10 protein-coding genes and 1 pseudogene are annotated in these 13127 nt (G+C 62.0%); 4 read left to right on the top strand and 7 right to left on the bottom strand.

The annotated features are described in order from the left end of the window. Nucleotides 1–30: 30 nt before the first annotated feature. The 5 genes and pseudogenes from BHE81_RS09215 to BHE81_RS28185 form a co-directional block, all read right to left on the bottom strand. Entirely contained in the window at nucleotides 31–777 is a 747-nt protein-coding gene (locus BHE81_RS09215) for a proteasome-type protease (protein WP_002910830.1), read from the bottom strand. 16 nt (nucleotides 778–793) lie between these two features. After that, entirely contained in the window at nucleotides 794–1609 is an 816-nt protein-coding gene (locus BHE81_RS09220) for a transglutaminase family protein (protein WP_002910832.1), read from the bottom strand. After that, entirely contained in the window at nucleotides 1606–2535 is a 930-nt protein-coding gene (locus BHE81_RS09225) for an alpha-E domain-containing protein (protein ID WP_004184646.1), read from the bottom strand. The genes BHE81_RS09220 and BHE81_RS09225 overlap by 4 nt, the downstream gene beginning before the upstream one ends. Further along, on the bottom strand, nucleotides 2529–3968 hold the full coding sequence (locus BHE81_RS09230) for a circularly permuted type 2 ATP-grasp protein (RefSeq protein WP_004211064.1): 1440 nt from the start codon (nucleotides 3966–3968) through the stop codon (nucleotides 2529–2531). Before BHE81_RS09230 ends, BHE81_RS09225 begins: the two co-directional genes overlap by 7 nt. Before the next feature lie 71 nt (nucleotides 3969–4039). Beyond that, nucleotides 4040–4168 (bottom strand): annotated as a pseudogene (locus BHE81_RS28185) (biopolymer transporter TonB); the annotation flags it as partial. 184 nt (nucleotides 4169–4352) lie between these two features. Between BHE81_RS28185 and BHE81_RS09240 the strand changes: the two are divergent. Both BHE81_RS09240 and BHE81_RS09245 read left to right on the top strand, forming a co-directional pair. Then, a complete protein-coding gene (locus tag BHE81_RS09240) occupies nucleotides 4353–6098 on the top strand; it encodes an alpha,alpha-trehalase (RefSeq protein WP_004211063.1) in 1746 nt (581 codons plus the stop codon). 251 nt (nucleotides 6099–6349) lie between these two features. Next, nucleotides 6350–8470 (top strand): TonB-dependent siderophore receptor, encoded by a 2121-nt coding sequence (locus BHE81_RS09245; RefSeq protein WP_009307564.1) that lies wholly within the window; start codon nucleotides 6350–6352, stop codon nucleotides 8468–8470. Nucleotides 8471–8511: 41 nt separating this feature from the next. Here BHE81_RS09245 and emtA read toward each other — a convergent pair whose 3' ends face one another. Beyond that, on the bottom strand, nucleotides 8512–9123 hold the full coding sequence (emtA, locus tag BHE81_RS09250) for a membrane-bound lytic murein transglycosylase EmtA (RefSeq protein ID WP_002910846.1): 612 nt from the start codon (nucleotides 9121–9123) through the stop codon (nucleotides 8512–8514). 175 nt (nucleotides 9124–9298) lie between these two features. On the opposite strand from emtA, the gene ldcA reads away from it, so the two are divergent. Continuing rightward, nucleotides 9299–10213, top strand: coding sequence for a muramoyltetrapeptide carboxypeptidase (ldcA, locus tag BHE81_RS09255; RefSeq protein WP_004175466.1), 915 nt, complete (start codon nucleotides 9299–9301; stop codon nucleotides 10211–10213). A 92-nt stretch (nucleotides 10214–10305) separates the two neighbouring features. Then, a complete protein-coding gene (locus BHE81_RS09260; protein WP_002910885.1) occupies nucleotides 10306–12039 on the top strand; it encodes a potassium/proton antiporter in 1734 nt (577 codons plus the stop codon). 16 nt (nucleotides 12040–12055) lie between these two features. On the opposite strand, the gene dadX is transcribed toward BHE81_RS09260, so the two are convergent. Further along, nucleotides 12056–13126 carry a catabolic alanine racemase DadX gene (dadX, locus tag BHE81_RS09265; protein ID WP_002910887.1) on the bottom strand — a complete coding sequence of 357 codons (1071 nt, stop codon included), beginning with the start codon at nucleotides 13124–13126 and terminating at the stop codon, nucleotides 12056–12058. Between the last annotated feature and the right edge of the window lies 1 nt (nucleotide 13127).

The following is a 13127-nucleotide window of genomic DNA, read 5'->3' on the forward strand; positions in this document are numbered from 1 at the left end:
GCCGACGATACCGGCGGAGCGTCACAGCGACTACTCCTCTTCCCGCTCCGCTGGCGTCCAGGTCGGCAGAGTCTGGAAGGTGTGCAACAGCCCTTCGGACCACGCCTTGCGAATGCGGTTGAAGTAGGGATCGCTGTCGGTGATGCGATGCTGCCCGGCACTGCTGAAGCTGCCGCTGCGGTAGAGCAGCGTATCCAGCGGCAGGCCGACGGACAGATTACTGCGCAGCGTCGAATCAATGGAGATCAACGCGCAGCACATCGCCTGCTCCAGCGGCGTGTCGATGGTCAGCACCCGATCGATGATCGGTTTGCCGTATTTGCTTTCGCCAATCTGGAAATAAGGCGTGTCGCGGGTGGCTTCAATAAAGTTGCCCTCCGGATAAATATGGAACAGACGATGGGTTTCGCCGGCGATCTGGCCGCCAAGCAGCAGGTTGCAGTTGAAGTTGGTGTTACTGCAGGTCTGCTGGTTGCTGCTGTCGCGCTGGATCACCTCCAGCAGCGTTTTACCGATCAGCATCGCGGCGTCGTAGAGGGAAGTGACCTGCATCAGATTCGGCTCCTGCTGGGTACGGATGCGCGCGCTGAGCAGGCTTATCACGCTCTGGGTGGTGGCCAGATTGCCGGCGGATTGCAGCACCAGCACCCGTTCCCCCTCCTGATGGAAAACGTGCAGCTTTTTAAAAGTGGCAATATGGTCGACGCCCGCGTTGGTGCGGGAGTCGGAAGCAAACACCAGTCCATCCGCCAGGCACATGGCCACACAGTAGGTCATTGCGGTTATTCCCGTATTATTGCTGCTGCGCCTGCTGGCTGTGTTCGCGCACTTCAGCGTTAGTTAACATAATCTCCCCGCCGCCGCCCAGCCGGGTGCCCCGTACCGGGCAGGCGTCGAGATAATCCAGCCCGGTCGCCAGCCGTAAATGCTGATTCAGGCGACGGGTATTATTGGTGATATCAAACGACAGCCAGCGGCCGTCGAGCCAGACTTCCGCCCAGGCATGCATCGCCACATGCTGGGCGTTATCGCTGTAGACATAGCCGCTGACGTAGCGCGCCGGGATCTCCAGCGCGCGGCAGCAGGCGAGAAAAACATGGGTATGATCCTGGCACACCCCCTTCGCGCGGGCGAAGGCGTCGGCGGCGGAGTCCTGCACCTGGGTCGCGCCGGGGGAGTATGGCATTCTTAACAGCAGATCCGCCATCAGTTGATTCAGACTCTCTTCCGCCGCATCGGGACGATAGAGGCGCTGGGCAAACTCACGGATCGCCGTATCGGCGCGGGTTAGCGGCGTACAGCGCAGAAAAACCAGCGGCGACAGCAGCTCGGCCTCTTCATCACGCGTCTCCTCCCCTTCGTCGGCGATATCGACAATCCCGCTGGCGCGGATGGTGATCTCCTTGTGCGGGTTATCCAGCGTCAGCACATGCAGCACATTGCCCCAGCCGTCGGTAGTGGTCACCGCCGCGCCGTCCGGCAGGGTCAGCGTCCAGGCGGTGATCGTCTGCCGGGCGGTACTGCGCGGCGTCAGGCGCAGATACTGGGTGGAAAACTTCACTTCTTCATCGTAGCCATAGCGGGTGAGATGATCGATGACCAGTTTCATAAGGCCTCCAGGTAGGTTTGTCTGATGCTGTCGGACAGCGCGTTAATTCTCGCCAGCAGCCCGTTAAGGGTGGTCTGCAGGTCCGCCTGCGCCAGGTCGTCACGGGTGCTGAAGCGCAGGTCAACGTTGAGCTGATGGGCGAGGCGCAGCGGTTGATAGGAGCGGTCGTTGGCGATCTTCTCCAGTTCGCCCACCAGGTCGGCAATGCTGGCGCGCAGCGAACGCGGAATATCGTTGCGCAGGATCAGCAGCTCCATCACCGTTTCGCGACTGACCGGCTGGCGGTAGAGGCTGTTGTAGGCTTCGCGGGCGCTGACCGCATTGAGCAGGGTATCCAGTCGGTAGTATTCCCGCACCGGGTCCGGATCGTTGGTCAGCTGTTGATCCTTAATCAGCAGCAGCTGGGTGGTGGCGAAGGCGCGCTCAATCAGGGTGCCGATACCGATAAAGCTCAGCGCGTCGTTGCGCAGCAGCGTGCCTATCACCGCTCCGCGAAACAGATGCACCCGCTCTTTCACCCACTCAAAAAAGCCGTCGCTCCCCAGCTCGCCCAGCCCCTGCTGGCGCAGGCTTCGCAGCTCAATGCGGGTGGCATTGATGCTCTCCCACACTTCGGCCGACAGACTGCCGCGCACGGCGTGCGCATTGTTCCACGCCATCTCCACGCAGCTGTAAATACTGCAGGGGTTGTTGCCATCAAGGGCAAAAAAGTTGAGCAGATTGCTCATGGTAAAGCGGGCATGGCGCGCCTGAAACAACTCGTGGGTCATCGACAAATTCAGCGGTAGCGCCAGATCCCGCGACTGCTGGCTGTGGCGGGGGATCATCGATAATTTCCAGGTCACGTCCAGCACCCGGGCGTAGCTCTCCGCCCGCTCGAGATAGCGGGCCATCCAGAACAGTTCACTCGCCGTACGACTTAGCATGATGCGTCATCCTCCATCACCCAGGTATCCTTGGTTCCGCCGCCCTGCGACGAGTTGACCACCAGCGACCCTTCGGTCAGCGCCACGCGGGTCAGGCCGCCGGGCACCAGCCGCATCTCCTGCCCGGACAGCACGTAGGGCCGTAAATCGATATGCCGCGGCGACAGCCCTTCCTCAACGAAGGTGGGGCAGGTCGACAGCGCGAGGGTGTCCTGGGCGATATAGTTGGCCGGATTGGCCAGCAGGCGCTGGCGGAAGGCCTCCCGCTCCTCTTTGGTGGAACGTGGGCCGACCAGCATGCCGTAGCCCCCGGCGCCATGGACCTCCTTGACCACCATCAGCTCGAGATTGCTCAGCACGTAGCGCAGGTCCTCCGCTTTCCGGCACTGCCAGGTGGGGATATTGCTGAGGATCGGTTGTTCGCCGAGGTAAAAGCGGATCATCTCCGGGACGTACGGATAGATCGATTTGTCGTCAGCCACCCCGGTGCCGATGGCGTTGGCCAGCACTACGCCGCCGGCGCGATAGACGGACAGCAGCCCCGGGACGCCGAGCATCGAATCGGCGCGGAAGGCCAGCGGGTCGAGCCAGGCGTCGTCGATGCGGCGATAAATCACATCCACCCGCCGCGGCCCCTCGGTGGTGCGCATATACACCGCGCCGTTTTTAATAAACAGATCGGCGCTCTCCACCAGCTCGACCCCCATCTGCTGCGCCAGGAAGCTGTGCTCGAAGTAGGCGCTGTTGAAGCGACCCGGGGTCATCACCACGACGCAGGGATCATCCACCAGCGAGCTTTCGCGCAGGGTCTGCAGGAGGTAGCTCGGGTAGCGCTCCACCGGCGCAATATGATGCTGCTCGAACATCTCCGGATAGAGGCGCATCATCATCTTACGGTTTTCGAGCATGTAGGAGACGCCGGACGGCGTGCGCAGATTATCCTCCAGCACGTAGTACTGACCGTCGTTATTGCGCACCATATCGACGCCGGTGATATGGGCATAGGTGTTGTTTGGCAGGTTGATGCCCTGCATGCACGGCTGATACTGCTCGTTGGCCAGCACCTGCTCGGCCGGGATCAGCCCCGCGCGCAGGATATTCTGCTCATGATAGATGTCATAGAGGAAGGCGTTCAGCGCTTTCACCCGCTGGCGTATGCCGCGGTCAATGCGCTGCCACTCCCCGGCGGGTATGATCCGCGGCACGCTGTCAAACGGGATCAGCCGCTCGGTCCCCTCATCCTCGCCGTACACGTTAAAGGTGATGCCGATACGGTGAAAAAGCAGTTCCGCTTGCGCTTTTTTCTGCCGGATAGAGAATTGATCGGTGTTGCGAAACCATTGCCACCAGGCATTATAGTGCGGCCGCTGTTCACCCTGCGCGGTCAGCATCTCGTCATAATAATGCCCGTCAGGTAGCGTAATTTTAATCATGGCTATCCCCTCCGGTTGTACTCACTTTGTGGTAATCCCGCTAAGAGATAAGCATTAATTATGCCAGGTCCTCTGCCGCCGCGGCGTTGTGCAAATCGGTTCAGCCCCGCCGTCTGGTTGTGCAAAAAATCGCCAAAACAGCCGCCCGCGCCCGGCGGCGGCTGCACCGTCGTGAGGCAGGGCGACGTTTTTTGCGCCATCGTGGACGCCAGCGCCCTCAGCCAGGCGGCCCAGCCCGCGGCGGTCTCAGGAGACCTGGCAGGTAAATCCTCTGTTTTCACGCAAAATGTTACCCCTGACACGCGCAGCGGCAGATATTCGTCTAAGGTTTTTGGATGGCCAAACGTCGTGGCCCGCAGTCGATAATGATAAGGAGAACTCCCCATGACGAGTACTGATGCACGTCGTCCCGCTGCTTTGCCCTGTTCCCTGCGCCTGGCGATCGGCGGCGCTCTGATCGCCCTGATGAGCCTGAACGCTCAGGCGGAAGACGGCAAAACCGCGCCGCCCCCCTCGCCGGATATTCTGCTGGGCCCGCTGTTCAATGATGTCCAGAGCGCGAAGCTGTTTGCCGATCAGAAAACCTTCGCCGACGCTATCCCTAACAGCGATCCGCTGATGATCCTTGCCGATTACCGGATGCAAAAAAACCAGGCCAGCTTCGACCTGCGCCACTTCGTCGAACTGAACTTCACGCTGCCGAAAGAGAACGACACCTATGTGCCGCCCAAAGGGCAAACTCTGCGTCAACATATCGATGGCCTGTGGCCGGTCCTGACCCGCAGCACCGTCGAGGTGGAAAAATGGGACTCGCTGCTGCCGCTGCCTAAGCCCTACGTGGTGCCCGGAGGACGTTTCCGCGAAGTCTATTACTGGGACAGCTATTTCACCATGCTGGGTCTTGCCGAAAGCGGTCACTGGGATAAAGTCGAGGATATGGTCGCCAACTTCGCCGCGGAAATTGACGCCTGGGGCCATATCCCCAACGGCAACCGCACCTATTATCTCAGCCGTTCGCAGCCCCCCTTCTTCTCCTTTATGGTGAGCCTGCTGGCGACGCACGATGGCGACCAGGTGCTGAAAACCTACCAGCCGCAGCTGGAGAAAGAGTATCGCTACTGGATGGCCGGAGCGGACGCGCTGGCTCCCGGCAGCGCCGACAAACGGGCGGTGCGGATGGCGGACGGCGCGCTGCTCAACCGCTACTGGGACGATAACGACACCCCGCGTCCCGAGTCCTGGCTTGACGACGTCAAAACCGCCAAAAGCAACCCGAATCGTCCGGCAACCGAGATCTATCGCGACCTGCGCTCCGCCGCCGCCTCCGGCTGGGATTTCAGCTCCCGCTGGATGGACAATCCGCAGCAGCTCGCCACCATTCGCACCACCTCGATTGTCCCGGTCGATCTCAATGCCCTGATGTTCCATCTGGAGAAAACCCTCGCCCGCGCCAGCAAGGCATCCGGGGACAGCGCTGGCGCTACGCAGTACGATGCGCTGGCTAACGCCCGCCAGCAGGCCATCGAGAAATACCTGTGGAATGATAAAGAGGGATGGTACGCCGACTACGATCTGAAAAGCCACAAGGTGCGCAATCAGCTGACCGCGGCGGCGCTGTTCCCGCTGTACGTCAATGCCGCGTCACGCGAGCGGGCGACGAAAGTGGCCGCCGCCGCCGAGTCGCGCCTGCTTAAACCCGGCGGGCTGACCACCACCACCGTCAACAGCGGCCAGCAGTGGGACGCCCCCAACGGCTGGGCGCCGCTGCAGTGGGTGGCGGTCGAGGGGCTGCAAAACTATGGTCAGCAGAAGATCGCCATGGAGGTCACCTGGCGCTTCCTGACCAACGTGCAGCATACCTATGACAGTAAGCAAAAGCTGGTGGAGAAGTATGACGTGAGCTCGACCGGCACCGGCGGCGGCGGCGGGGAATATCCGCTGCAGGACGGCTTTGGCTGGACCAACGGCGTCACCCTGAAGATGTTGGATCTGATCTGCCCGCAGGAGAAACCCTGCGATGCGCTGCCCGCTACCCGTCCGGCGACAACCCCTTCACCGCAGGACAAACCTGTTGCGGCGCCCGCGGCTAACGACCCCGCCCCTGCGGAACCGCAAAAGACCGGCTCCTGACGCATCGCCGCCCCCTACCAAAATCGGTAGGGGGAAGCGGTCTCCCTGGTCACTATCATCCCGCGCAGACCCATTCTGCGGCTCCCGGGAAACACTTCCCCACCCCCTCGCGTTGAACAGGTCACCTTTTCGCTTGATCGCACAAATACAAACAATAATAATTCGCATTACTTTTTAACGAATAATGACAGATTCGTTTTTCACGCGGCGGCGTACAGGAGTACCAGACCGCGTTGGTTCAGGATGATCTTATGAACGTGGCTATTTCTCGAAAACGCCCGGGGCTGCTGTATGCCCTTGCGGTCGCACTCCCCTTCACCGCGCAAGCCGAAGAGACGGTGGTGGTCACTGCCACCCCGCCGGCGTCCGCCAGCGCGCCGACGGAGGGCTACAGCGCCAGCACCTCGCTCGGGGCGACGAAAACCGACCAGCCGTTAATCACTACCGCCCAGTCGGTGTCGGTGGTCACCCGCCAGCAGATGGCGGATCAGGGGGCGAATACCATCAGCCAGGCGCTGGAATATACCCCGGGGGTCTACTCCAGCTTCGGCGGCGGCGCCACCCGGTTCGACGCCATCTCCCTGCGCGGCTACCACGGCGGCGACGTCGATAACCTGTTCCTCGACGGCATGCGCCTGATGAGCGACGGCGGCAGCCATAACGTACTGCAAATCGACCCGTGGTTTATCGAACGCGTGGATGTGATCCGCGGCCCCTCCTCCGCGCTCTACGGGCAGAGCGTGCCGGGCGGCGTGGTCAACCTGACTTCCAAACGTCCGCAGTTCAGTCAGCAGGGCCACATCCGCCTGACCGGCGGCACGCAAAATACCAAAGGCGCGGCCTTCGATTACACCGACGCCATCAATGACCAGTGGGCATGGCGGCTGATCGGGATGACCCGCAGCAGCGACACGCAGTATGACCATACCCGCGAAGAGCGCTACGCGATTTCGCCTTCCCTGCTGTGGCAGCCGGACAGCGACACCTCGCTGCTGCTGCGCGCCTATCTGCAAAAAGATCCTTCCGGCGGCTACCACGGCTCTTTGCCGCTGGACGGCACCCGCTACGCGCACAATGGCCGTAAGCTCTCCCCCAGCACCAACGAAGGCGATCCGGGAGATGGCTATCAGCGCCGCCAGCAGATTTACAGCTATGAGTTTGACCACCAGTTCACCGACGTCTGGTCGGTCTCTTCCGCCGGGAGCTACACCCATACCAACGTCTCCCTCGATCAGGTCTACCAGGTCGGCTGGATAGATGACAGCGACATGCTGGCCCGCGGCTACAGCGGTTCGCGCGGTTCGCTGGACGGCTGGTCAACCGATAACCGCCTGCGCGCCGATTTCAATACAGGCGACCTGGCGCACACCCTGATCCTCGGCGCCGAATATCATCGCTTCCGTAACGACCTGTGGACCGGCGCCGGCGGCGCGGCGCCCCTTAACCCGTTTAGCGGCTATACCGCGCAGACCGGACATACCGTTACCTACAGCGACGACAATAATCGCCGCTATTACCAGACCGGGCTGTATCTGCAGGATGAGATGGTCTGGAACCGCTGGCATGTGGATGTTTCCGCCCGCTACGACCGCATCGTTTCCCAGCAGGTCAGCGATACACAGGGGACCTCAAACCGCCGTTCAGACGACCATATCAGCGGCCGCGCCTCGCTGTTGTACGCCCTGGACAACGGTCTGTCGCCCTACCTGAGCTACAGCCAGGCGATCACTCCGGCGATGCTGCCGGGCGCGGACGGCAAACCGTTGAAACCGACCACCGCCGAACAGGTTGAAGCCGGCCTGAAGTTCCAGCCGCCGGGCAGCAGCGATCTCTATAGCATCGCGATTTACGACCTGACGCAAAAGGATGTCGCCACTCGCGACCCGAACATCGCCACCGCCACCTATATTCCGGCGGGTAAGGTCCATTCCCAGGGCGTTGAGCTGGAAGCGCACCACCAGATCACCCCGCAGCTGAGTACTATCGCCTCGTATACCTGGAATCGTCTGCGTTTCCAGGACACCAAAGACGGGACCGACAATAACACGCCGCAGCTGACCCCGGATCAGATGGCCTCCTTCTGGGCGCGCTATCAGTTCCCGGCGGGGATCTCCGTTGGCGCCGGCGTCCGCTACATCGGTAAACAGTGGGCGGATGATGCCAACACCGCGCGGCTGCCGTCGGTCACGCTGATGGACGCCATGATGCGGGCCGACCTCGGCGTCTGGTCGCCAACGCTGAAAGGCGCTTATGTGCAGGTTAACGCCAACAATATCGGCGACCGCGAGTATATTTCCGGCTGCTATGGCACCGGCAACTGTTACTGGGGAGCAGAGCGCAGCGTTATAGCCACCGTGGGCTACGATTTCTGAGGACGTGGCCTCCGGGAGACTACCGGAGGCCAAACGAGGGATTACATGGCGTCCAGCGCTTTCTGTAGTTTCCAGATATAGCGCGGCGCCTGCGGTGCCGGGTGTTTTTTCACCACATGTTCGAAGAACTCATCGGCGTCGAGATCGTTAATCTCCTCGATGGCGTCCTGGCGGTTCGAGGAGAAGGTACGCAGCAGCGCGCCAGCGCCGTTGGCATAGGAGACCACCACCGCATAGCGCATCACCTGCGGGTCTTTGATCCCCGCCAGCGGACCGTTCTCCAGAATGCTCAGATAGGCGGCCCCCATCGAGATATTACGTTCCGGGTTTTTCAGCTCACTGACCGACGGCTCGCCGCGCCACCCCATCCGCCGATAGACATCGCGTCCGGAGGTCGACGGCTTGAGCTGCATCAGCCCGACGGCGCCGGATTTACTCACCACCGCAGGATTACCACCCGACTCGATGGCGATGATCGCCGTGATCAGCTGCGGATCCACGCCCCAGGCGGCGCCGGCTTTTTCACTGATCGGCATCCACTGCATCGCCCGCTTCACCGGGACCTCGGGGTTCCACGGCGGGTTAGTGTAATCATGTTTCGAACTACAACCGGCCAGAAAAACGACTAAAATAAGCAACCATCTCAATTTCACACATCTATCCTTATCTACCCAAACGCCATCATGCTACAGAACGACGGCCGCGGTACGTCTCCCGCCTGCCGACAACCTGAAGGATGACGGGTGCGGACTGAAGTTAGCCACCTGGAGATGACAATCGCCATTCCAGGCGGCATCATAACCCTTTCATTCATAGCAAGGAATTATCATGTCTCAGTTTTATCTGGTCGCGCCATCCGGGTATTGCATCAACCAGCAGGCGGCAGCCCGCGGCGTCGAGCGTCTGCAGCAGGCCGGACACGAGGTGGCCCACCAGCAGGTCATTCCCCGCCGGCAGCAGCGTTTCGCCGGGACTGAACATGAACGGCTGGCCGATATTAACCAGCTGGCCCAGTTGCCCGGCCGCAACCGGATCGTCCTCGCCGTGCGCGGCGGCTACGGCGCCAGTCGCCTGCTGCCGCATATCGACTGGCAGGGACTGGTTGCCCGCCAGCAGCGCGACCCGCTGCTGATTTGCGGCCACAGCGATTTCACCGCTATCCAGTCGGGCCTGCTGGCCATGGGCAACGTCATCACCTTCAGCGGGCCAATGCTCGCCGGCAACTTCGGCGCGGAGACACTCGACCCGTTTACCGAGCACCATTTCTGGCAGGCGCTACGCCAGCCGGAATTCACCCTCGAATGGCCGGGCGAAGGGCCGAACTGCCGGGTGGAAGGCACCCTGTGGGGGGGAAATCTGGCGATGCTGACCTCGCTTATCGGCACGCCGTGGCTGCCGGCGATCCGCGACGGCATCCTGGTGGTGGAGGATATCAACGAGCACCCGTTCCGCGTCGAGCGCATGCTGCTTCAGCTGTTGCACAGTGGCGTGCTGGCGGCGCAGAAAGCGGTGATCTTCGGCAGCTTCACCGGCAGCGCGCCGAACGACTATGACGCGGGATACGATTTGCCGCAGGTCTTTGATTATCTGCGCCAGCAGCTCCCCCTGCCGCTGATTAGCGGACTGGAGTTTGGCCACGAGCAGCGCACGGTGACCCTGCCGCTGGGCGCCCGCGCGCGCCTGGTGAATCAGGCGACGGCCACCACTCTGACGATCGGCGGCCATCCGGTGCTGACAGAATAAATTTCCCGAACGCATAGGCGGATCCCCTGCGAATTGTTAAAATAGTGTCACTTTTAGCCATTTTTTCACGCCAGTCAGGGAGTACGTGAACATTGGACGCCGCTGCGGTCATTAGTCTGTTTATTCTGGGTTCTGTTTTAGTAACCTGCAGTATCTTATTGAGCTCCTTTTCTTCGCGCCTTGGCATCCCGATTCTGGTCATCTTTCTGGCCATCGGGATGCTGGCAGGCATTGACGGCATCGGCGGCATCCCCTTCGACAACTACCCCTTCGCCTATATGGTGAGTAACCTGGCGCTGGCGGTGATCCTGCTGGACGGCGGGATGCGCACCCAGGCCAGCTCCTTTCGCGTCGCGCTGTGGCCCGCGCTGTCGCTGGCGACGGTTGGGGTACTGATCACCTCGGCGCTGACCGGGATGATGGCGGCCTGGTTGTTCAAGCTGGATCTGATCGAAGGCCTGCTGATCGGCGCCATTGTCGGCTCCACCGACGCCGCGGCGGTCTTCTCGCTGCTCGGCGGCAAGGGGCTCAACGAGCGCGTCGGCTCGACGCTGGAGATAGAGTCAGGCAGTAACGACCCGATGGCGGTCTTCCTGACCATCACCCTGATCGAAATGATCCAGCAGCACCAAACCGGCCTCAGCTGGATGTTCGCCGTGCATATCATTCAGCAGTTCGGCCTCGGGATCGCCATCGGCCTCGGCGGCGGCTACCTGCTGCTGCAGATGATTAACCGCATCGTGCTGCCCGCCGGCCTCTATCCGCTGCTGGCGCTGAGCGGCGGGATCATGATTTTTGCCGTCACCACCTCCCTCGACGGCAGCGGTATCCTCGCCGTCTATCTCTGCGGCTTTCTGCTGGGCAACCGGCCGATCCGCAACCGGCACGGCATCCTGCAGAACTTCGACGGCCTGGCGTGGCTGGCGCAGATCGCCATGTTCCTGGTGCTGGGCCTGCTGGTGACGCCCTCCGACCTGCTGCCGATCGCTATCCCGGCGCTGCTGCTGTCGATGTGGATGATATTCATTGCCCGGCCCCTGTCGGTGTTTGCCGGCCTGCTGCCGTTTCGCGGCTTTAACCTGCGCGAACGGGTGTTTATCAGCTGGGTTGGCCTGCGCGGCGCGGTGCCCATTATTCTCGCGGTGTTCCCGATGATGGCCGGCCTGGACAACGCCCGCCTGTTCTTCAATGTCGCCTTCTTCGTGGTGCTGGTGTCGCTGCTGCTGCAGGGCACTTCGCTGTCGTGGGCGGCGAAAAAAGCCAAAGTGGTGGTTCCGCCCATCAGCTGGCCCATCTCCCGCGTCGGGCTGGATATTCACCCGGAAAACCCGTGGGAGCAGTTTGTCTACCAGCTGGGGGCCGATAAGTGGTGCATCGGCGCGGCGCTGCGCGACTTGCACATGCCACCGGAGACGCGGATTGCCGCGCTGTTTCGCAACAATGTCCTGCTGCACCCCACCGGCAGCACCCGCCTGCGGGAAGGCGATATCCTGTGCGTTATTGGTCGAGAGCACGACCTGCCGGCGCTGGGCAAAATGTTCAGCCAGTCGCCGCCGGTGGCGCTCGATCAGCGCTTTTTCGGCGACTTCATTCTTGATGCTGAGGCCCGCTTCGCCGATGTGGCGCAAATCTACGGTCTCGACGGCGGTGAGGAGTTCCGCGAGCATCAGCAGTCGCTCGGGGAAGTGGTGCAGCAGCTGCTGGGCGCGGCGCCGGTGGTGGGCGACCAGGTGGAGTTCGCCGGGATGGTGTGGACGGTAGCTGAAAAAGAGAACGATCACGTGCTGAAGGTTGGGGTGCGGGTCGCGGAAGACGAGGCGGAGTGATCCGCCCCGGAATAGGTTACAGGGTCACAACTGGCACCCGCGGCGCCAGGGCGCACATCAGCTCATAGCCGACGGTGCCGCTGCTGGCCGCCACGTCGTCGATTTTAATCTCTTTGCCCCACAGCTCGACCGGCGCGCCGATCCCGGCCTGCGGACAAGGCGTTAAATCGACCGCCAGCATATCCATCGATACGCGTCCAACGGTGGTGGTGCGTACGCCATCCACCAGCACCGGCGTGCCGCTCGGCGCCACCCGCGGATAGCCATCGGCATAGCCGCAGGCGACGATGCCGATCCGCTGCTCCTGGGTGGTGCGGTACAGGCCGCCATAGCCAATCGCCTCGCCGGGGCGCAGGTTCTGCACGCCGATAATCTCGCTGCGCAGCGTCATCACCGGCTTCAGCCCGGTGTTGGCGATGTCCTGCCACTGCCCGGAAGGCGACGCGCCATACAGCACGATGCCTGGACGAACCCAGTCAAAATGCGCTTCCGGATGCCAGAGGGTCGCCGCCGAGTTGGCCAGCGAGCGCGGGCAATCCAGCCCCTCCGCCGCCTGTTCGATACGGCGCATCGGCTCGACAATTCCCTGCGGGTTCTCCGCCTCCGCGAAGTGCGACATCAGCGTCATCTCGCCGACGTTGCTTATCGCCCGCAGCTGCTGCCAGACGGTGTGGACCCGCTCAGGCATAAAGCCCAGCCGGTTCATGCCGCTGTTCACCTTGAGATAGATATCCAGCGGCGCGCGCAGCTTCGCCTGCTGCAGGGCCTTAATCTGCCAGTTGCTGTGGACGCTGGTGGTTAAACGATATTGATCCAGCACCGCCAGCTCATCGGCATGGAAGAAGCCCTCCAGCAGCAGGATCGGGCCTTTCCAGCCCTGCTCGCGCAGCAGGATCGCCTCTTCCAGGTTGAGCAAGGCGAAACCATCCGCCGCGCTTAACGCACTCCATACGCGCGCCACGCCGTGGCCGTAGGCGTTGGCCTTGACCACCGCCCACAGGCGCGACCCGGGGGCCGCGCGACGCACTATCTGTAAATTCTGCCGCAAGGCCAGCAGGTCGATGCTGGCCACTACCGGACGGGTCATG

It is taken from the genome of Klebsiella sp. AqSCr (genome assembly GCF_008452795.1).
In the GTDB taxonomy this organism is placed as follows: Bacteria; Pseudomonadota; Gammaproteobacteria; order Enterobacterales; family Enterobacteriaceae; genus Klebsiella; species Klebsiella pneumoniae.

What these genes read in the sequence shown, in the direction of transcription:
- ldcA (WP_004175466.1), top strand. Translation starts at nt 9,299, where the DNA reads ATGTCTCAGTTTTATCTGGTCGCGCCATCCGGGTATTGCATCAACCAG.
- BHE81_RS09230 (WP_004211064.1), bottom strand. Translation starts at nt 3,968, where the DNA reads ATGATTAAAATTACGCTACCTGACGGGCATTATTATGACGAGATGCTG.
- dadX (WP_002910887.1), bottom strand. Translation starts at nt 13,126, where the DNA reads ATGACCCGTCCGGTAGTGGCCAGCATCGACCTGCTGGCCTTGCGGCAG.
- BHE81_RS09215 (WP_002910830.1), bottom strand. Translation starts at nt 777, where the DNA reads ATGACCTACTGTGTGGCCATGTGCCTGGCGGATGGACTGGTGTTTGCT.
- BHE81_RS09245 (WP_009307564.1), top strand. Translation starts at nt 6,350, where the DNA reads ATGAACGTGGCTATTTCTCGAAAACGCCCGGGGCTGCTGTATGCCCTT.
- BHE81_RS09220 (WP_002910832.1), bottom strand. Translation starts at nt 1,609, where the DNA reads ATGAAACTGGTCATCGATCATCTCACCCGCTATGGCTACGATGAAGAA.
- BHE81_RS09240 (WP_004211063.1), top strand. Translation starts at nt 4,353, where the DNA reads ATGACGAGTACTGATGCACGTCGTCCCGCTGCTTTGCCCTGTTCCCTG.
- BHE81_RS09225 (WP_004184646.1), bottom strand. Translation starts at nt 2,535, where the DNA reads ATGCTAAGTCGTACGGCGAGTGAACTGTTCTGGATGGCCCGCTATCTC.